At 39.3% G+C, this 20,215-nt stretch carries 20 protein-coding genes and 1 pseudogene; 14 read left to right on the plus strand and 7 right to left on the minus strand.

Annotated features, from left to right (window positions below; translation table 11 throughout):
* Nucleotides 1-167: 167 nt before the first annotated feature.
* The 7 genes and pseudogenes from MKL36_RS11225 to rplS all read left to right on the plus strand — a co-directional run.
* Nucleotides 168-3,701 (plus strand): annotated as a pseudogene (locus MKL36_RS11225) (PilC/PilY family type IV pilus protein); the annotation flags it as partial.
* A gap of 12 nt (nucleotides 3,702-3,713) precedes the next feature.
* The gene (locus MKL36_RS11230) at nucleotides 3,714-4,196 is read left to right on the plus strand and encodes a type IV pilin protein (RefSeq protein WP_021510145.1); all 483 of its coding nucleotides are present in this window, start codon (nucleotides 3,714-3,716) and stop codon (nucleotides 4,194-4,196) included.
* Nucleotides 4,193-4,618 carry a type IV pilin protein gene (locus tag MKL36_RS11235; RefSeq protein WP_021510144.1) on the plus strand — a complete coding sequence of 142 codons (426 nt, stop codon included), beginning with the start codon at nucleotides 4,193-4,195 and terminating at the stop codon, nucleotides 4,616-4,618. Before MKL36_RS11230 ends, MKL36_RS11235 begins: the two co-directional genes overlap by 4 nt.
* A gap of 146 nt (nucleotides 4,619-4,764) precedes the next feature.
* Complete coding sequence (rpsP, locus tag MKL36_RS11240) at nucleotides 4,765-5,016, plus strand: 30S ribosomal protein S16 (RefSeq protein ID WP_000260334.1); 252 nt, start codon at nucleotides 4,765-4,767, stop codon at nucleotides 5,014-5,016.
* A 19-nt stretch (nucleotides 5,017-5,035) separates the two neighbouring features.
* Nucleotides 5,036-5,584 carry a ribosome maturation factor RimM gene (gene rimM / locus MKL36_RS11245; RefSeq protein WP_000189236.1) on the plus strand — a complete coding sequence of 183 codons (549 nt, stop codon included), beginning with the start codon at nucleotides 5,036-5,038 and terminating at the stop codon, nucleotides 5,582-5,584.
* Between the two features lie 45 nt (nucleotides 5,585-5,629).
* A complete protein-coding gene (trmD, locus tag MKL36_RS11250) occupies nucleotides 5,630-6,370 on the plus strand; it encodes a tRNA (guanosine(37)-N1)-methyltransferase TrmD (RefSeq protein WP_000464596.1) in 741 nt (246 codons plus the stop codon).
* Between the two features lie 207 nt (nucleotides 6,371-6,577).
* Entirely contained in the window at nucleotides 6,578-6,946 is a 369-nt protein-coding gene (rplS, locus tag MKL36_RS11255; protein ID WP_000014562.1) for a 50S ribosomal protein L19, read from the plus strand.
* Nucleotides 6,947-6,997: 51 nt separating this feature from the next.
* On the opposite strand, the gene MKL36_RS11260 is transcribed toward rplS, so the two are convergent.
* Together MKL36_RS11260 and MKL36_RS11265 are read right to left on the minus strand one after the other, a co-directional pair.
* Nucleotides 6,998-7,939 (minus strand): lipase family alpha/beta hydrolase, encoded by a 942-nt coding sequence (locus MKL36_RS11260; RefSeq protein ID WP_085943440.1) that lies wholly within the window; start codon nucleotides 7,937-7,939, stop codon nucleotides 6,998-7,000.
* Between the two features lie 114 nt (nucleotides 7,940-8,053).
* On the minus strand, nucleotides 8,054-9,088 hold the full coding sequence (locus MKL36_RS11265) for a lipase secretion chaperone (RefSeq protein WP_001189451.1): 1,035 nt from the start codon (nucleotides 9,086-9,088) through the stop codon (nucleotides 8,054-8,056).
* 153 nt (nucleotides 9,089-9,241) lie between these two features.
* Between MKL36_RS11265 and truB the strand changes: the two genes are divergently transcribed.
* The 3 genes from truB (at nucleotide 9,242) to MKL36_RS11280 (ending at nucleotide 11,596) form a co-directional block, all read left to right on the plus strand.
* The gene (gene truB, locus MKL36_RS11270) at nucleotides 9,242-10,147 is read left to right on the plus strand and encodes a tRNA pseudouridine(55) synthase TruB (RefSeq protein ID WP_000208695.1); all 906 of its coding nucleotides are present in this window, start codon (nucleotides 9,242-9,244) and stop codon (nucleotides 10,145-10,147) included.
* 19 nt (nucleotides 10,148-10,166) lie between these two features.
* Nucleotides 10,167-10,943, plus strand: coding sequence for a sulfite exporter TauE/SafE family protein (locus MKL36_RS11275; RefSeq protein WP_000525222.1), 777 nt, complete (start codon nucleotides 10,167-10,169; stop codon nucleotides 10,941-10,943).
* Nucleotides 10,944-11,152: 209 nt separating this feature from the next.
* Complete coding sequence (locus MKL36_RS11280) at nucleotides 11,153-11,596, plus strand: hemerythrin domain-containing protein (RefSeq protein WP_001019905.1); 444 nt, start codon at nucleotides 11,153-11,155, stop codon at nucleotides 11,594-11,596.
* Nucleotides 11,597-11,603: 7 nt separating this feature from the next.
* On the opposite strand, the gene MKL36_RS11285 is transcribed toward MKL36_RS11280, so the two are convergent.
* The 3 genes from MKL36_RS11285 to serA form a co-directional block, all read right to left on the minus strand.
* The gene (locus MKL36_RS11285; RefSeq protein WP_001180517.1) at nucleotides 11,604-12,464 is read right to left on the minus strand and encodes an EamA family transporter; all 861 of its coding nucleotides are present in this window, start codon (nucleotides 12,462-12,464) and stop codon (nucleotides 11,604-11,606) included.
* A gap of 90 nt (nucleotides 12,465-12,554) precedes the next feature.
* Nucleotides 12,555-13,439, minus strand: coding sequence for an EamA family transporter (locus tag MKL36_RS11290; RefSeq protein ID WP_000098158.1), 885 nt, complete (start codon nucleotides 13,437-13,439; stop codon nucleotides 12,555-12,557).
* A gap of 98 nt (nucleotides 13,440-13,537) precedes the next feature.
* A complete protein-coding gene (serA, locus tag MKL36_RS11295; protein WP_000077814.1) occupies nucleotides 13,538-14,770 on the minus strand; it encodes a phosphoglycerate dehydrogenase in 1,233 nt (410 codons plus the stop codon).
* 388 nt (nucleotides 14,771-15,158) lie between these two features.
* On the opposite strand from serA, the gene MKL36_RS11300 reads away from it, so the two are divergent.
* Nucleotides 15,159-16,568 carry an FAD-binding oxidoreductase gene (locus MKL36_RS11300; RefSeq protein WP_021510143.1) on the plus strand — a complete coding sequence of 470 codons (1,410 nt, stop codon included), beginning with the start codon at nucleotides 15,159-15,161 and terminating at the stop codon, nucleotides 16,566-16,568.
* A gap of 95 nt (nucleotides 16,569-16,663) precedes the next feature.
* The gene (locus MKL36_RS11305) at nucleotides 16,664-17,032 is read left to right on the plus strand and encodes a hypothetical protein (RefSeq protein WP_021510142.1); all 369 of its coding nucleotides are present in this window, start codon (nucleotides 16,664-16,666) and stop codon (nucleotides 17,030-17,032) included.
* 44 nt (nucleotides 17,033-17,076) lie between these two features.
* Here the strand turns inward: MKL36_RS11305 and MKL36_RS11310 are convergent, their stop codons facing one another.
* Nucleotides 17,077-17,391, minus strand: a complete 315-nt coding sequence (locus MKL36_RS11310) for a putative quinol monooxygenase (RefSeq protein WP_000955560.1) — start codon at nucleotides 17,389-17,391, stop codon at nucleotides 17,077-17,079.
* A gap of 13 nt (nucleotides 17,392-17,404) precedes the next feature.
* Nucleotides 17,405-17,992, minus strand: coding sequence for an NAD(P)H-dependent oxidoreductase (locus MKL36_RS11315; RefSeq protein ID WP_000065452.1), 588 nt, complete (start codon nucleotides 17,990-17,992; stop codon nucleotides 17,405-17,407).
* Nucleotides 17,993-18,216: 224 nt separating this feature from the next.
* Between MKL36_RS11315 and MKL36_RS11320 the strand changes: the two genes are divergently transcribed.
* Nucleotides 18,217-18,582: a hypothetical protein gene (locus MKL36_RS11320; RefSeq protein WP_000719497.1), complete on the plus strand. Its 366-nt coding sequence runs from the start codon at nucleotides 18,217-18,219 to the stop codon at nucleotides 18,580-18,582.
* 369 nt (nucleotides 18,583-18,951) lie between these two features.
* A complete protein-coding gene (gene craA / locus MKL36_RS11325; RefSeq protein ID WP_000790118.1) occupies nucleotides 18,952-20,181 on the plus strand; it encodes a chloramphenicol efflux MFS transporter CraA in 1,230 nt (409 codons plus the stop codon).
* The last annotated feature ends 34 nt before the right edge of the window (nucleotides 20,182-20,215 follow it).

Consider the following 20,215-nt stretch of genomic DNA (forward strand, 5'->3'; position numbering starts at 1 on the left):
TGTTTGCATTTTTGGATAGTAATAACTCCAGCTTAACAAATGTCCGGGTGGGATTGGGTCATTATTCCGTCAATGGGTCAGGAAATGCAGGAAAGATATTAGTACCAGCCGCTACTCTTGGTGCTACTAATTCAACCCAAAGGAATGCTATACGTACAGCTGTGATGGGGCTGACTGCAAGTGGAGGAACACCTACAGCCGCTGCATATGCTGAAGCAGCTGCATATTTGATGGGAACAACAACTAACGCACCTGTACAAATTGCAGTTGATGTTTATAGAAAGGAAGAAACAAGAAGTATAAGTAGTTATCAATGTCCTGGCAGCTATCCTTATTTGAGAACCAATGTGGCACCGCCGCTTTGCTATGAAAGATATGAGTCTTGGAGATCTCAACCATATCGAGGTAATAGTACCGAAGCTATACCAGTATATGGCCCTACTATAACTACTTACTATAGATGTGATAGCTTGAATGCTACAGATTTTAGTAATGAAATACAGACTTGTCGTTTTAACGGTTGGGTTTCTTTAGGGGGAACGGCTCCATCTAATCTTGCTCAAGATGGTTATTATACTGACGGAAACAATACTATTTATTACAAACAGGAAATGCAACTAGGAGCTAACTCGTATAGTGGTTTTAGTAGCTCTATTTCTGACTCTAAAAAAGCAGACTTACTTAGTTATGCCTCACCACTGCCAGCGGCTGCTGATCGAGTAAGTTGTGATGGTCAAGGAGTTTATATTCTTTCTGATGGTGAGCCGACAAATAAGACTGATTCGACCCTTAATTCTGTTATGAATGCTAGTCTGAGTAGTACGAATTTTGATTGCGCTGCATCAGGTGCACTAAATAGTACTAACGATTGGCATTGTATGAGTAACTATGCGAAAAGACTTTTTAATGGCGGTGTAATCCAAAGCATAGCTGCTAATGCGACGAATCCTGTTAATGTTCCCATACAAACTGCTTTTGTTGGTTTTGGTAATGACTTTACAAGTTTAGGATCTAGTGATGTCGTTAATGCATGTAAATTGACATCCCGAACTCAAACAGATCGCGCAGGTGATGATGCTTGTTCGCCGAATCAAGGAACAAACGCAATTGCTAGTCCTGGTTATGGTAATGGAGGTTTTTTTGCAACGCAAACACCACAAGGTGTTACTGATAGTGTTATCGCATTTATTAATAACTTGGGTGCAGCACCTTTAGCACCGTTAACAACAGGTGTGATCTCTGTTCCTTATGATGCTTTAAATCCTAAAAATTTACAGGAATATGGTTACTTACGTGCTTTTGAGCCAAATCCGGCTAATACATACTTAACATGGCGTGGAAATTTAAAGAAATATCATGTTGTTTTATCTGGAGCGAATGCAGGTGCTTTTGAGGCCAATTCTGGCGGATTAGTCTACAATGCAAGTGGGGCTTTTAGGACTGGAACAAAGGATTATTGGAATAGCTCTACTTATACTGACGGAGGCAAAGTCTTTTTAGGTGGTTCATATGCGAATGTGCCTTTACCCATTGCTGGACAACCTGAAACACGTGATGCAGAAGGAAATATCACAAAATATTATTACGCAGTACAAAGTAAAATCCGCAACTTATTTACTGATGTTTCCGCCGTTGCAGCAGATGGTAGCTTAACGAAAATTTCAACTTCTGGAACTAATTTGCTAAAAATTCCAGCTGCTCCACCAGAAGGAACTAATCCTTTTGATACGGTGGCTAATACAGCAAGTTATGTTTTAGGTAAATTTGATCCATCAACTGGACAAAATATTTTAAAAGCTTTTCCTATAAGCTTGAAATTAAAAATATTAAATTATTTAGGTTATTCAACAGATATTAATGCAACAACTCTGCCTCCATCTTTGGTTACATCGAATGAACCTTATTTATCGATGGGGGGAAGTATTCACTCTTTACCGGTTCAACTAACTTACAATGGAACACTAGATGATAATGGGAATTTAACATCTGCCCGAGAACAATCCATCCTCTATGGAACTATGGAAGGCGGATTACATATTGTGGATGCTTCATCTGGTATTGAGCAAATGGTCTTTGTTCCTGCAGATATTTTAAATGATTCAGTTGCTTCCAAAGCTTTAGTTGTTGGTCAAAGTGATGCTTCAGCTCCCGCTCATGGTATGGATGGAGCTTGGGTATCTGACCCAGCCTACAATATTACTACAGTGGGAAGTGGTAGCTCGGCAGTATCAAAAGTAGCTGCAAAGCAAATGAATATTTATGGAGGCATGCGAATGGGGGGCAGCAGTTATTATGGCTTAAATGTCTTAAATCCTGCTGCACCTAAGCTTCTCTTTAGAGTAGGAGCAGATCAAACTAATTATAGTCGTATGGGGCAGAGTTGGTCTAAACCTGTACTTGCAAATATACGTTATAACGGGGTTATTAAACGGGTTATGATTGTTGGTGGTGGCTACGACCAATGTTATGAAAACCCGAATATTACTTTGAGCAACTCTTGCTTTACTAATGGAAAAGCAAAAGGAAACGCTGTCTATATTATTGATGCCAAAACTGGGGAACGTTTATGGTGGACAAGTGATACAGGTTCTAATACTGATAACGCCAATATGAAGCACAGTATTGTTAGTCGCATTAGTACCTTGGATCGAGATGCTGATGGTTTGGTAGACCATTTATATTTCGGTGATTTAGGCGGGCAAATTTTCCGTATCGATCTTAATAATAACCAGACAAAAACGAATTCTACTTATAGTAGTTTTGGTATTCGAGTTGTGCGATTAGCCAATTTGGCAACAAATGACTCAACTGATGATGCCTCGAATGACTATACCGCTGGGAATGCGCCACGTTTTTATGAACCGCCAACAGTGACAATTCACGATTATGGAATTCACACTTTTATTACAGTAGGTATCGCATCAGGAGACCGTAGTACACCTTTAGACGTTTACCCACTTACAGGCCGTGAGGGGATGTCACCAAGCACAGCATTAAGCGGAAGACCTGTAAACAACGTTTATGGAATTATTGATAGAGACTTTGTTAAAAAGAACTTAATGTCTTTAACTGATAATCAGCTTGAAACAAAAGATATTACACGGACAGGTTTAAGAAAAAATCCACAAATTCTAAGAACAGGTGAAACAAGAGTAGCTCAAATTTTCTTCCCAACTACAGGAGTAGGTAAAGGCGGTTGGTATCGCTCGCTTTCTAGTACGAGCGATGGTACAGAAAAAGCTAATAATAGTTTTCGTATTAAAGGAGGACTTAAAGCTTTTGAGGAACCGATGGCAATTACGGGTAATTTAATTATTCCAGTTTATGACCCTCAAGGAACGGGAATTGTTGCGGGAGATCCTTGCTTACCCCGTGTTGTGGGAGAAACAGACCGACAAACGTATTGTTTACCCTTTGGCGTTTGTCTTAATCCAGATGGAACTATTAATTCAAATAAAGAAGAGCCGAGTGGGTTTCAAACAAATAAAACTGGTAGTAACTGTCCAGCTGGAGTTTCTGAATGTAATGAAAATGTTATTGGCACAGGTATTCGTGGCCTAGCATATGTTCCCAAAATAGATGAACCTCCTGTGACTAATAGTTGTGGCAAGTTACAATTGGCCGGAAACGAGAATGGAACGGGCGAGTGGCAGTGTACAAGTCATTTAGTTCCTACGCGTTGGTATGAGCGCTATCGCTAGAAGGAACAGCTTATGAATAAATACTCTATTCTACGGTTCAATCAGGGGGTTACCTTGATTGAGCTCATGGTTGTTATAGTGATTGTTTCTATTTTTGCTTCGATCGCTATCCCTTCATATCAAAGTTATAGCCGCAGAGCGACGGCCTCTGCTGCTAAAGGTGAAATTCTAAAATTGGCTGAACAATTGGAACGGCATAAATCCAAGAACTTTACTTATAGGGGATTTACCACCACATCTGTAACTTTGCCACGGGGTGGTTATACAATTGAAATTAGTGATGATACGACGACAGGAAATTTATTGACGAATGCTGCTGCAAATGGGCAGACATGGGTCATTAAAGCGACAACTACAGACTCCAGAAACTTTAATTTTATTGCTAAGAATTCAGGTTTGCGTTGCCAAAGTTTAACAGCTACGGCTGTTGATAATGACTGTGGTGGAACAGTCACTTGCAATGTATGTGAAACAAATAGTGAGAATTGGCAATGAAGAATGGTTTTACCCTGATAGAACTTATGATTGTAGTAGCAATAATTGCAATTTTAGCAGCTATAGCGACACCTTCATATTTGCAATATTTACGTAAAGGGCATCGTACAGCTGTTCAATCTGAAATGATGAATATTGCGCAGACATTAGAATCTCAAAAAATAGTAAATAACCGTTATCCTTCAAATACAACTATACAATCAATTTATGGCTCTAATGTGAGTCCTCTTCAGGGCAAAGCTTTATATACTTTAGCTTTTACTACTTTAAACGATTCGACATGGGTGCTTACGGCAACACCAATCGCTAATACTTCACAAGCTGGTGATGGAATTATTTGCTTAAATGATCAAGGGCAAAAATTTTGGGCAAAAGGTGCTACAGATTGTGCACTATCGGCTTCATCAAGTTGGACAGAGTAATTTAAATTCAAAACTGCGGATAACTCAAAATTTAATCTTTCTTTCAGGGTGAAAATCACGTAGAATGTCGCCCTCTATGAAAGGGGTTTGAAGTGTTGCCGATGGTCGGCGCAGGGATAATCCGTAAGAATTATAAGGCTTTTATCATGGTTGTTATTCGTTTAGCACGTGGCGGCGCAAAAAAACGTCCATTCTATCAAATCGTTGTGACTGATAGCCGCAATGCACGTGATGGTCGTTTCATCGAGCGTATCGGTTTCTTTAACCCAACTGCACAAGGTCAAGCAGAAAAACTTCGTTTAGATGCAGACCGTTTTGCTCACTGGGTTTCTCAAGGTGCTCAACCTTCTGAACGTGTTGCTTCTTTGGCTGCTCAAGCTAAAAAAGCTACTGCATAATTATTGTAGTAGGTAGCCCATGACACCAACACAGAATGTTCCCGAAGATCGTATTCAGATTGGACAGTTACGTTCAGCTTATGGATTAAATGGGTGGCTCTGGGTGTATTCCAATACAGAACCCATGAGCAATATGTTTGACTACTTGCCTTGGTACATCGAGACCAAGGCCGGTTGGCAAATCGTTGATGTAAAACGTTGGAAACCACATGGCAAAGGTCTGGTTGTTGCTCTAAAAGGTGTGAGTGATCGCACAGGAGCAGAAAGCTTGGTTGGCGCTAATATCTGGATTGCTAAATCTCAACTGCCGAAAGCAGATGTAGATGAGTACTACTGGTCAGATTTGAAAGGCTTAACAGTGTTAGGTCTTGATGACGACGAACAGGAAGTGAACTTGGGGCAAATTCATGAGTTGTTTGAAACTGGAGCCAATGATGTGATGGTTGTACGCGCTACACCAGACAGCATTGATTCAGAAGAACGCATGATCCCGTGGCATAAAGATGTGGTGCAACGCGTTGATCTTGAAGCTGGTCGCATTTACGTCAATTGGGGCGTAGATTATTAATCCTTTTTATAGGATTAACGCAGCAGGAAAATAGAGGAGTCTGCGGTGTTTTTTGCAGTCATTACGCTTTTTCCTGAAATGTTTGAAGCGATTACAGCCTACGGGATTAGCGGGCGTGCAGCAAAACGTGACATAGTACAAGTCACTTGTATTAATCCACGTGATTTTGCTGAAGGGAATTACCGAAGAGTGGATGAACGTCCATTTGGTGGTGGCCCTGGTATGGTGATGATGGCGGAGCCTTTGGCAAAAGCAATTAACCATGCCAAACAACTTGCTTCGCAAGCAGGATGTGTTCATGTACCTGTGGTGTATATGTCTCCACAAGGCAAAACTTTAAATGAACAGGCAGTACAGCAGTTTGTCGATTATGATGGCTTAATTGTATTGTGTGGGCGTTATGAAGGCGTCGATGAGCGTTTGATCCAGCATTATGTTGATCAGGAATGGTCAATTGGAGATTATGTCTTATCTGGTGGTGAACTACCTGCCATGGTGTTGCTTGATAGTATTATTCGCCGTTTGCCGAATGTAATGTCAGATGAGCAATCAGCGATACAGGATTCTTTTGTAGATGGTCTTTTGGATTGTCCGCAATACACTAAGCCAGATCAGTTTGAAGGTTTAGATGTTCCTGAAATTTTAAAGTCGGGACATCATGCCAATATTGAGAAATGGCGTTTTTTGCAGCGTTATCAACGAACTTTAGAGCGTCGACCTGAGTTGATTGAAAAGGTTGCGTTGACTAAGCAGCAAAAAAAATGGCTGTCAGATGAACAAGGGTAAGCACATCCCCTGTGTTTTTCTGAGTAAAAGATGAGAAGCTTTGCTTCGAATTAAAGCATAAGTCTATTTTTTATAGATTTATGTGTACTTAAGGCTCTTTACGGTTGTCGTAAAGGGAAAGTTAAACGGGTTGATATGCGCTTTAGCCTCTATCCCCAGCGGAAACTCAGGCCTCTTCTGACTCCGCACATATTGGAGATTCCCACAATGAGTGGTAAACATCCTTTAGTTCAAGCTATTGAAAATTCACAGTTAAAAACTGACCTTCCTGAATTTGCTCCTGGTGACACAGTAGTTGTTCAAGTTAAAGTAAAAGAAGGTGACCGTGAACGTCTTCAGGCATTTGAAGGTGTTGTAATCGCTAAGAAAAACCGTGGTTTGAACTCTGCGTTCACAGTACGTAAAATTTCTAGCGGTGTTGGTGTTGAGCGTGTATTCCAAACTCACTCACCAGTTGTTGCTAAAATCGAAGTGAAACGTCGTGGTGACGTTCGTCGTGCTAAACTTTACTACCTCCGTGACTTGTCTGGTAAAGCTGCACGTATTCGTGAAAAATTACCAGCTCGTAAAGCGTAAGCTTATAGCGAGTAAAAAATGCGCCTTTTGGCGCATTTTTTGTTTTAAAGCTTATAATCCTTGAAGTTTTAAACGGTTAGCATGTTGACGGTAAACCGATACAGGGTCTGCTGCAAAAATAGAACGTATTCCCATGACCTGATTGACTTCATCTAAATGATTCCAGTTATAGTCGTCACGAATAGTTTTACCAAATTTGGCACTGCATCGAGACACAAGCCCATCATTATCCCCAAATGGGTCAACTACTAGACTACTTCCTGTCAATGCCATGTCAAATGGATCTAATGGGTTCGTCAGCGCTTTATTACCAGAGAATGAATACATATAAATGCCTTTCTCCTGATAAGCACCCTCACCACAAGACGTGGTAGGAACACCCATTGGAAACTGGGCATTAAACTGTGCAGAGCCTTGAGTCGATAAACTGTGGGCACCTGCTAGGGAGTCATGCGGATAACTATTTGGGTCTAGACCTCCTGCCCAAGTAATTGCTGCGGAAAACCAGTTTACTAATGTTGCCAGCCCGGATAGAGGAGTACCCTCAACATTCAGGATGACATCTGCCATTGGCGATCCTTTGTGAGGTGCACCAATAGTAGTAAGCGAAGCGACTTTTTCAGGCATGATCCCAGCGACATAGCGAATTGTTGGTCCCCCGTGGCTATGTCCGATCAAGTTGACTTTAGGCTTTCCGGTGATGGCAATAATTTCTTCTACTTGTTGGGCAAGTTGTTCTCCACGAACTTCAGTTGAGTTAAACGGTGAAACTCTTGTTGCCCAGACATTTCCTCCGTTACGCGCAAGATCAGGAAGAATCTGATACCAGTAGTCCAGACCAAGCGTATCTGTTCCAACTCGGTTAAAACCCGCCATACCATGGTTAAAAACCAATGGATATTTGGTTTGTGCATAAGTCGAATAGACGAATGAGCTTTTGACTTGCTCAGCATTTGTGGCATGGGTTGCTGAAACACTCAGTCCTGAGAGTATTGCAGCACAGAAAAATATTAAGTTCCTTTTCATTTTTTACTCACTATTTTTATTTTGTATGAGAAGCAGCTTCTACTGCTGGATAAGGTTTGGCTCACTTTGAAATAGAAAAGCCTAGTAGTTAAAGGGTAGTTCACCTCCTTGGTCATGGACTGTTTCAAAAGTTCTAAGACGAAGCTGTTCTTGCGATGAGCTAAATTGTTGTTGGCGTAGTTGTTGAATAGCTTGTTTTTTAGCGCTGTCACTCATATTGCTATGCAGGACTTCATCACGTTGATTTAAGTAGCCAGTCACTCGCTGTTGCCACGCATTACGCTGTATATCTAAAGTTTCTAATCGTTGAGTTGCCTCGGCTCCAACAAGTGCTGTACGCATTTGCCGAAGTTCCTCTGCTGAACCATTGCGAGCTTTAATTTGTTTGGTCAGTGTGTGTAAATCATCAAGCTTTGAGAGTTCTTGTAGGTTTTCTTGCCAGTCTTCTGGTAATTGTTCAAAGCGCTCTTTGAGTTTTTTAGCTTTTTCAATTTCGCTTAAAGATGAATCTTCTAAAATCTTCATGCGATCTAATGTGTAGTTCTGATAAATGTCTTCTGTTGAAAATAACCCTTCAATTTCAGAGGCAGAGAAGAAACGTTTTCTTATATCTTGAATTGAACTGAAGATCTTTTGAAAATAATTTTGATCTTGTTGTTTAGATTGAGGCGGTTGAATTTGTGCAAGCTGCTCACGGTATTTTAAATAACGCGTCCACAAATCAATAATCTGTGAGCGGGCTGGCTCTAAATATTGATCTTGTATAAATTTCTCAAAATGAGTTTTAACTTGTTGTAAATTGCTCTCGCCATACTGCGTAATAAAATATTCAAAGCAGTCACGGGTTTGGCTATTCACAACTAAATGTTGTGAACTATCAATTTTTAATTGGCAGTTAACTTGAGTATCTTGCTGACTTTTACTCAAATAAGTATTTTCGTTTAATGGTGAATTTAAAGTAGATTGCGAAGTAGCTACCAAACTTTTAGCTTCATCCTGATTTGGCTGAGGTGAAGTATTTTCCGAGTCTGGGCTTAGCCAATACACACATGCGATGAGGCTCAAAATAAAAAATCCGAGCACACACCACCATATCTTTTTCTGCATCCTTTGCATAAAGATATCTTCCTTAAGTTTTCATTTGTTGTTTTTTTACTCGATCATTAATGTGCCATAAAATAAGTGAAAAGGCACCTAAATATTATGAAAATATCTTGCTGAATTTGCTAACATGTCGGCACTTTTCTCTAGCTTTGTGTTCCAGTAAAAATGACGACAAAAAATCAAAAAATTTCTCGTCGCCATATCAGTGGTGTATTTCTTTTAAATAAACCATTAGGGCTAAGTTCTAACGCTGCTTTGCAAAAAGTGCGTTGGCTTTACCGTGCCCAAAAGGCGGGTCATACTGGTGCATTAGATCCATTAGCAACCGGTTTACTTCCTATTTGTTTAGGAGAGGCCACTAAATTCTCACATTACTTGCTAGACTCGACAAAGCGTTATCAAACTACTGTTCGATTAGGCCAAACTACAACAACAGGCGATGTTGAAGGCGATATTTTACAAGAACGTCCTATCCCGGTTCTTAGCAAAGAGCTTATTGAGCAAACTTTAGAAAAGTTTAGGGGCGATATTCAACAAGTTCCACCAATGTACTCGGCATTAAAAAAAGAAGGTAAGCCACTATATGAGCTGGCCAGAAAGGGTATAGAGATTGAGCGTGAAGCACGCCCGGTTACGATTTATGCCTTAGAACTCATTGAATTTACTGAAAATAGTATCACTTTAGATGTAACTTGTTCTAAAGGAACATATATTCGTGTGCTAGGTGAAGATATTGGTGAGGCACTTGGTTGTGGTGGTCATTTAACCATGCTTCACCGTATTCAAACTGGACATTTTGAACTCATCCCAAGTTATACCATTGAATATTTGGAAAGCTTAACGGAAGAGCAAAGAGAAGCTTTGCTACTGCCCGTATATGCTCCAATTGACCATTTCTTAAAAATTCAGGTTCCCGAAGGACGGGAAAAATATTTTTGTAACGGTCTAGAAAGCAATATTGATCATTCTGCAGAAGCAGAAGTGTTGGTTTTTTCGGGTGAACGCTGTCTAGGTTTAGCTGAAATTACCGATAAAAAACGGTTGGTACCTAAACGTATCTTAAATTTGTAGTAGATGTAGAGTATAAAACATGGGCATGGAATGGGATGTTATCCTTAGTTTGATCTTTTTTGCGTTTACTGCGGGAGCAATTGATGCTGCTGTTGGTGGCGGCGGACTCATCCAGATTCCCGGGATCATGAGCACTTTTCCTAACATGTCGACTGCTACGGTGATTGGTACCAATAAAGTCTCATCCATTTTTGGTACGGCATCGGCAGCTTATACATTTGCTAAAAAAGTAAAATTGCAATGGAAGCTTTTAGCCGTTATTGCCATTTGTGCCTTGATTAGTTCTTTCGCTGGTGCGGCTTGTTTGTCGCTTATCCCTCAATCGGTATTGCGTCCTTTCGTTTTCGTGATGTTGATTGTGATTGCGATTTATACCCTAGTTAAAAAGAACTTCGGACAGGTTCATACCGAGCAAAAAATTACCACGAAAATGCTCGTTTTAGCTGGTATCGGTAGTCTGGCGATTGGCTTTTATGACGGTATTTTCGGGCCGGGTACTGGTAGTTTCTTTATCTTTTTCTTCATTCGTTTTTTACAAGTCGATTTTTTACATGCTTCGGCGTTGTCAAAAATCGGTAATTTTATGACTAACTTAGCTGCGCTGAGTTTCCTCATCCCAACTGGGCACGCTATTTTACATATTGGTTTAATGATGGCAGCGGCTAACGTGCTAGGTTCTATTGTTGGGGTGCGTACCGCGCTTAAATACGGTAGTGGTTTTGTACGTATTATCTTTTTAATTTTGGTGAGTATCCTGATTTGCCGTTTGGGATATCAAATGTTTGTTACAGGTTAAATAAGATAAAAAGTATGAACTGTCCTGAGGAGTGGTTCATACTTTTATGTATCTTTTAAAATTAGAAATATAAAAAACATTACAGAAACTTACTAGAAAGAAAACTGTGTAAAAAATAGTCTCATTTTAAGCTACTTAAATAATATAAATTTTGCCGTACGATAAACCTTGAAATAAAAAAGATTTTTTAACTAAAAATGAGGAAGAGAATGAATATTTTCGAAGCATTAAGAGAAAGCCACGAAAATCAACGCAACCTTTCTGAACAATTAATCCAGACACATGGTTTAACCGAAGAACGAAAAGAATTATTTGATGCATTAAAAAACGAACTTTATGCTCACTCAGTTGCCGAAGACCGTTATTTATATATCCCTTTAATGTTTGATGATGTCGGTTTGGATATTACGAGACATGCTTTATCTGAACACCATGAAATGGATGAGTTGGTCGAGCAACTTGAAAAAACGGATATGAGTAGCCCAAGTTGGTTGGCAACCGCTAAACAGTTGAGCGAAAAAGTCCATCACCATTTAAAAGAAGAAGAGCATAAATTTTTTCAGCAAGCCGGTAAAATTCTTAAAGACAGTGAAAAAGAAACGCTAGGCAATAAATATTTAAAGGAATATAAAAAGTATAAAAAACAGCAATAAGCTACACCTATGATGCTGTTTTGCTTCTTAAAGTAACCCCAATTGACGCTAGCATTACGCAAGCTAAAGCCACCCATTGCAGCATGCTGATTTCTTCATGAAGTAGTAAGAAACCTGTTAATGCTGCCAATGCTGGTGCTAAACTTGTTAGGGTGCCATAAGTTAATTTATTAAGTTGTTTGAGTGCCATTAGGTCAAGTGCATAGGGAATAGCAGTCGCTAAAACTGCAATAAGTAAGGCTTTACCCCAGTACTGTGTATCAAGTAATGCTGGGCCATTATACCAAATACCAATTGGTAATAAGGTGAGGGCAGATACCGTAATCCCTATGGTTAAGGCATGCATTCCTATATTTTGAGTTACAACTTTTTGACCAAAATAAATATAGAATGCCCAACAAAGCCCTGCGCCTAAAGCACAGGCTGCACCTACGTAAGAAAAGTGGTGTTGAGTTGGATCTTGCCAAGGTACCATGAGTGCAATACCCAGCATGGCAAAAGCTACCCAGATATATTCGCTCTTTTGTTTGATAGAAACTAGGGCTAAGCCTAATGGACCAATAAATTCTAGACCTACTGCAATCCCTTGGGGTAATTTTCCAAGAGAGGTATAAAATAAAATATTCATTAACCCTAAAGATGCGCAATACATTAATAAATCACGCCATTTTAAATAAGGTAAGCGAGACCAGATTTTCCAAGAACGGAACATAACGGCAACAATCACTGCTGCAAAACATAGTCTTAAAATAGTAACGGTAAGCGGATCTAAAGCTGCGATAAGTTGCTTGGCAAATGAAGCGCTGATTTGATACGAAACCATCGACAAAATCATATAGAGCACAGCAATAATTGGAAGATTTTGCATGGAAATACCTTAACGCTTTATTTGATATTTAAAAAATAAGGGTGATTAATTATAGCCAATACTGGGTTTCAACCCGCAGGTTTTGCAGAATTAACCTACTGTTTTTTCACGTTGTTGTCGGGCTCTTTGGGTGGTTATGGTACAACCCACAGAAGCAGTAATAATAGTGGCGAGTGCCAACCATTGATTCCATAACAGGTATTCACCTAAGAAGATAAAACCGGAAAGTGCAGCAACAGCTGGCTCTAGGCTCATCAATGTTCCAAAACTTAAAGGTGTTAAATTGCGTAGAGCTAACATTTCTAAAGAGAATGGAAGTGCACTAGCTAAAACGGCGAGACCAATAAAATAAAAAAAGTATGGTAATTCTATAACTTGCCCAATAGAGCCTGAGAAAAAAGTAATAGGTAAAAGTATACAAGCACCTACAGTCATGCCCAAACAAACTGTATGGTTACCTGAGATACCAGAAGGCTTTTGCCCCGCAATAATATATAGGGCCCAACAAGCACCTGCACTCATCGCAAATAGGACTCCAATCCAGTCCAAACTATGTGCTTGGTTAAAAGGAAATAATAAAATGAGACCAATAATTGCGAAAGTGACCCAGACAAAATCATATTTTTGCTTAGCATGGTAAAGGGCCACACTGAGTGGACCAATAAATTCAAATGCAACCGCAATACCAATGGGTAAACGTTCAAGCGATAAATAGAAAAGAGCATTCATGCCAGCAAGAGCAAAGCCATAGCTCAAAATAGCTTTCCATCGGACCTGACTAAAATTAATTTTCCAGATCTGAAAAATGAAAGCCAAAATAAATGCCCCGATACATAAACGCATTGCAGAAACAGTCAGTACAGGAAAGTTCTGAAACAGGACTTTAGCTAAGGATGCGCTACTTTGGACACTTAACATGGCAAGAATAAGAAAGCCCAAAGCATGAAGCTGGGATTTCTGGCTTGGACTGGACATTTTATTATTTGATCAATTGGTATACTTTTCACATGATAATGTAAATACCTATAAAAAAGCCACAGACAATGCTGTGGCTTTTAAATTTACAGTCTGTATTAAAACAATACGCGTACGCGAATTGTGCCTTCAACTTCATGCAACATATCTAAAGCTTCTTGAGAAGCAGAAGCATCTACGTCCATTACAAGGTAACCGATGTCGCCTTTAGTCATAAGTGACTGACCTGAAATGTTAATGCCTTGTTCAGCAAACAAGTTGTTGATTTTAGACAATACACCCGGTACGTTTTTGTGGATATGTAGTAAACGGTGTTGACCCGCTGTCAATGGCAACGCGATTTCTGGGAAGTTTACCGCAGAAAGTGTCATACCCTTATCAGAGTAAGCAACAAATTTCTCTGCTACTTCTAAACCGATGTTTGCTTGAGCTTCCATCGTTGAACCACCAACGTGAGGAGTCAAGATCACGTTGTCTAAACCACGAAGTGGAGACTGGAATTCTTCACCATTTGCTTTTGGTTCTTTCGGGAATACATCAACTGCCGCACCTGCAAGGTGACCAGATTTGATTGCATCAGCTAAATCTTCGATCACTACACATGTACCACGTGCAGCATTTAAGAAGATCGCGCCTTCTTTCATTTTTGCAAATTGTTCTTTAGTGAAGAAGTTACGTGTAGACGGAACATCCGGTACATGCAAAGTCACAACATCAGCAGTTGCTAAAAGTTCATCTAAAGAACCAACTTGGCGAGCATTACCCATTGGTAATTTAGTGACTGCATCATAATAAATGACATGCATACCCATACTTTCAGCAAGAACTGAAAGTTGAGAACCGATGGAACCGTAACCCACAATACCTAAAGTTTTGCCACGAGTTTCAAAAGAACCCACAGCAGATTTGTCCCAACCACCACGATGACAAGCCGCTGACTTTTCAGGAACACGGCGAAGAAGAAGAATAGTTTCAGCAAGTACGAGCTCTGCAACCGAACGCGTATTTGAATATGGTGCGTTAAATACAGGAATACCACGTGCCATCGCTGCTTTAAGATCTACTTGGTTTGTTCCGATACAGAAACAACCTACTGCGATCAATTTATTTGCAGCTTCGAAAACTTCTTCAGTCAATTGGGTACGCGAACGAATACCAATAAAGTGAGCATCTTTAATTGCTTCTTTAAGCGCTTCGCCTTCAAGAGCAGTTTTGCGATAGTCAATGTTGGTATAACCCGCAGCGTTTAAAGTATCGACTGCGTTTTGGTGAACGCCTTCTAACAAAAGGAAACGGATTTTATCTTTAGGTAGTGAAAGATGTTGGCTCATTACGGCTCCGCTACAAAGGCCAAATTTGGTGGCGGTATAATAACATACTGGGCAGCGCTATAGATATTTCGTTTATACCATCGCCTTATGGCAATTTTATCTATGTCTAATCACTTCCATTTATGGCTTGTCGAGCGTTATAAAATATGCTTGGTCTACGTTTAGGCTCAAATTTTCCTTTAAGGCCTTATAAAAAGTGTTTTATTGGTGTTAAACATGTTTTGTAGTGACAGTATCTCTATTCTGAACTTTATCGCTTGTGCTGTTGCATGTAGAATATAGGTGTTCAAATGTTCAAATGAACATTATGACTTTGCTCAGGTGAAAACCTTGAGAAATATGAGGTCATAGTCCCACCACAGTTTACTTCTTGCTAGGTCTGCAAACGATGAATGCTCCAGTCGCTTTAACACCTGAGTTACTCACCCAATTAACAGCAATCGTCGGTGAAAACCGTATTAAAACCGATGCTGATAGTCTCGAAAACTGGGGTAAAGATCATACCAAGCATTTTAATCCGAACCCATCGGTCATCGTTTTTCCATCAACGACTGAACAAGTTCAGGAAGTTGTGAAGCTTGCAAACCAGTTTAATATTGCAATTACACCGTCAGGTGGTCGTACTGGACTCTCTGCTGGTGCTGTAGCAACCAATGGTGAAATTGTCATTAGCATGGACAAAATGAACCAGATTCTTGAGTTCTTCCCGGCAGACCGTATGGTTCGTGTACAAGCTGGTGTTGTGACTGAGCAATTGCAAAATTATGCAGAAGAGCAGGGTATGTATTATCCGGTTGACTTTGCGTCAGCGGGTTCTAGTCAGATTGGCGGTAATATCGGTACCAACGCTGGTGGTATTAAAGTCATTAAATATGGCATGACGCGTAACTGGGTACTCGGTTTAACTGTAGTGACGGGTAAGGGCGACATTTTACGTTTAAACAAAGGCATGATTAAAAATGCAACTGGATATGCATTACAGCATTTGTTTATTGGTGGTGAAGGTACATTAGGTTTAGTGACTGAAGCAGAAATTAAACTTGAGCGTCAACCACAAAACCTACAAGTTTTAGTTTTAGGTGTTCCTGATTTTGATGCAGTAATGCCTGTGTTACATGCTTTCCAAAAAGATATCGACTTAACTGCATTTGAGTTCTTTGGTGAGCTTGCAATGCAAAAAGTACTCGACCGTGGTCATGTTCAACGTCCATTTGAAACTCAATGTCCATTCTATGTATTGCTTGAGTTTGAAGCGTCATACGAACCGATTATCGACAAAGCAATGGAGATTTTCGAGCACTGTATGGAACAAGGTTGGGTACTTGATGGTGTAATGAGCCAGAGTCTTGACCAAGTAGAGAGTTTGTGGCGTTTACGCGAGGATATCTCTGAATCAATCGCGCCGTTTATTCCATATAAAAACGATATTTCAGTATTAATTACTCACGTACCTGCATTTATTCGTGAAATTGATGCGATTGTTCAAGAAAACTATCCTGACTTTGAAATTTGCTGGTTCGGCCATATCGGCGACGGTAACTTACACTTAAATATTTTAAAACCTGAAAACTTAACCAAAGATGAGTTCTTTGCGAAGTGTCAGGTCGTGAATAAATATGTGTTTGATACTGTTAAAAAATACGATGGTTCAATCTCTGCCGAGCATGGCGTAGGTATGACGAAAAAGCCATATTTGGAATATTCGCGCTCAGCTGAAGAAATCGAATATATGAAAGCTTTGAAAAAAGTATTTGACCCGAATGGCATTATGAATCCGGGTAAATTATTCGATCTTTAAATTAGATCTATTTTGTAGAACTACATAGTTTCTACAGAGTAACCGACAAAGGCATAGCATCATAAAGCTATGCCTTTTGTTTTTTGGTGATGAAAATGCAACGTTTATTTTTAATTTCTGCACTCTGTGCTGGACTTATGACGGGTTGTGCAACCACAAGTAAATTAATTCCTTTTGTGGGCTCAGAAACCCCAATGCAACAAGTACTTAAAACGCAACCCGAGATTGTAAAAGAGCATAACAATACTTCAGTTCAGCAGGTATTTAACCGTGTAGAATCCCCAACTGTTTCTCGCATTACTGTTATACAAACCGGTTTAATGGATGACTCTGTCTCAGCAATTCGGACGGAATATTTATTTAAATTGGTTGATGAAAAGTGGCAATTGCAAAATAAGCAAAAGAGCTACCAATGTGCAAGAGGAAAAGGTTCTAAAGATTTCCAAATGCAGCTTTGTTCTTAAGCATAAAAAAGACGATAAATATATCGTCTTTTTTATTTCTTAAATTATACGCCGCTTTCTAAAATTTTAATTTTGACGTCAACTACATCATCTTTGACTGCTTCATGATGCGCTTGCATATGTGGTGTAGCTAAGTGTGCTTCAAGATGAGCTACACTTTCCCATTTTTCTAACATCACAATAATGTCAGGGTCTTTGTTCTGGAAGCTCGCATTTGAAATGTGGTCAACTAAAGGTTCATAACCATGGCAACCATCTTCTGCTAAAACAGTTGGAATGATTTTTTGAAATGCATTCAATACGTTTTGGCGGTGCTGTCCACCCGATTGAGTACGAATTTCCGCGATAATAGTAAGCATGGTTTTCTCCGGATTAGGCTGCTGCAAATAGTGTGTTCAAATGTGCTTTGTATGCTTCCACATAACTATCTACATCAGGCATTTTAATTACATCATTTACAATAAATGTTGGTAGGGTACTCATACCTAAGAATTGATTTGCTTTATGAAATGGTAAATAAACACCATCTACACCCACACCATGGAAAAACTGATCCGCATCGTCAAATGCTTCCATTGGCGCATTCCAAGTAAGCGACAACATATATTTTTTGTCATGAATTAAACCACCTGAACCATATTTTTTTGAGGCATCAGAGCGGCTACGACCATCGTTTGCATAAAGAGAACCATGACCTGTCGTAAATACATCGTCAATATATTTTTTTACAGTCCACGGTGCACCCATCCACCAGCCCGGCATTTGATAAATCACGACATCTGCCCATAAATATTTTTCTACTTCGGCTTCAGCATTGTAGTCACTATCTGCACGAGTGACTTTTACTTCATGACCGAGTTCAGTGAGGTGATTCGTCGCTAATGTCGTGAGTGTGTCATTTAATTCACCATTTGAGTGCGCAAATTGTTTGGCACCATTAATGACTAAAATATTGCTCATGGGAGTTACTCTAATTCAATTCTTAAACTTGAGCGATACTTTAGAGAACTTACTCTTAAAGAAAAATGTAGTAATTGGAAAAATATTATTGATTAAAAATCATTAATCTTGGTTTGATACCTCATACTGGTTTCTTCATTTTAATGGCAAATACTTTACAAAGTTGAACGGAAAAAATTGTTTGTAGCCTTTAGCATCAAGGTGAAGTTGTGGTGGAGTTGAGTATGAAAAAGATTGGTTTACTCATGATGTGTAATTTGTTGATTCTGAGTGCTTGTACACCAAATACAAATCCACCCACACCTCAAGCGAACAGTCCGATACAAGCTGTTTTACTCGATCAACCTAATCTTTTAAATAATGCCAGTAATTTAAGTATTTCACAGCAAATGAATGCTTTAGAAGATCCTTCTAATGCTCAAGTTACTATTTTGCAGACAGAGCCGAGTGAGGATGCTGTTTCGAAAACACGTACTGAGTATTTATTAAAAAAAGATCAGACTGTTTGGAAAATCGTGAATAAAAAACAAAGTTATCAATGTACAAAAGGCGAGGAAGCAGCAGACTTTCAAGTTAATCCTTGTCCTTAAAGCTGAATTTCTATTGAATATGTGGATAACTTTAGGGTTATTCACAATATAAAAATGAGTTCGTCATCATTAAAATATAGAATTTAAAATTGTTGGAATTGTCCGATTGATGATCAATTTGAAAAGTGATATTGTGTCATCCGGCAATTATGCCAGATGGTAAAAATTACCGAATCTCACGTCATACATTTTTTCTCGTTTTAGACACCTTGTGAATACGGTGTTTCACATTCTAAACATGCACTCTCACGGCATATAACAACTTAACTAAAGATTGACTGACCATACTGTCATCGTCATGACTACATTATTTATTTCAATATGTAGTTGCTGAGACATAGTGGCCGCTATTTTGAAGTGTACAAACTCATGAAAAATATTCAAACGACAGCGTTGAACCGTACAACGTTGATGTTTCCTTTAGCTTTAGTGCTATTTGAATTTGCGGTTTATATTGGTAATGACCTGATTCAGCCAGCCATGTTGGCAATTACTGAAGATTTCGGTGTAAGTGCAACTTGGGCGCCGTCTTCAATGTCATTTTATTTATTAGGTGGTGCATCTGTTGCATGGTTACTAGGACCTTTATCAGATCGATTAGGCCGTAAAAAAGTACTTTTGTCTGGTGTTTTATTTTTTGCCTTGTGCTGTTTTTTAATTTTATTAACGCGACAAATTGAACACTTTCTGACATTACGTTTTTTACAAGGTATTGGGTTAAGCGTAATTTCAGCAGTGGGATATGCCGCAATTCAGGAAAACTTTGCCGAGCGTGATGCGATTAAAGTCATGGCCCTCATGGCAAATATTTCATTGCTTGCGCCTTTGCTAGGGCCTGTACTTGGAGCTTTCTTAATTGATTATGTTTCATGGCACTGGGGCTTTGTGGCAATTGCTTTACTTGCACTGCTGAGCTGGGTTGGCTTAAAGAAACAAATGCCTAGTCATAAGGTGAGTGTAACCAAACAGCCTTTTAGTTATCTTTTTGATGACTTTAAAAAGGTATTTAGCAATCGACAGTTCCTTGGGTTAACGTTGGCCTTACCACTTGTGGGTATGCCGCTTATGCTTTGGATTGCATTATCGCCAATTATTTTGGTCGATGAACTGAAGCTAACGAGTGTGCAATATGGTTTAGCACAGTTCCCGGTATTTTTAGGTTTAATTGTTGGTAACATTGTTTTAATTAAAATTATTGACCGTTTAGCTTTAGGTAAAACTGTCTTAATTGGCTTACCGATTATGCTCACTGGTACGCTAATTTTAATATTAGGTGTTGTCTGGCAAGCCTATTTAATTCCTTGCTTATTAATAGGTATGACACTCATTTGTTTTGGTGAAGGAATTAGCTTCTCAGTGTTGTACCGTTTTGCGCTCATGTCATCTGAAGTGTCAAAAGGAACTGTAGCTGCTGCTGTTTCAATGCTATTGATGACGAGCTTCTTTGCAATGATTGAGCTTGTACGCTATCTCTACACTCAATTTCATTTATGGGCTTTTGTCTTATCTGCTTTTGCATTTATTGCCTTGTGGTTTACTCAACCACGTTTAGCTTTAAAACGAGAAATGCAGGAAAGAGTTGCACAAGACTTACATTAAAAAAATACCGGAATTTATATTCCGGTATTTTTTT

It is taken from the genome of Acinetobacter sp. AOR12_HL (assembly GCF_027855275.1).
GTDB lineage: Bacteria > Pseudomonadota > Gammaproteobacteria > Pseudomonadales > Moraxellaceae > Acinetobacter > Acinetobacter baumannii.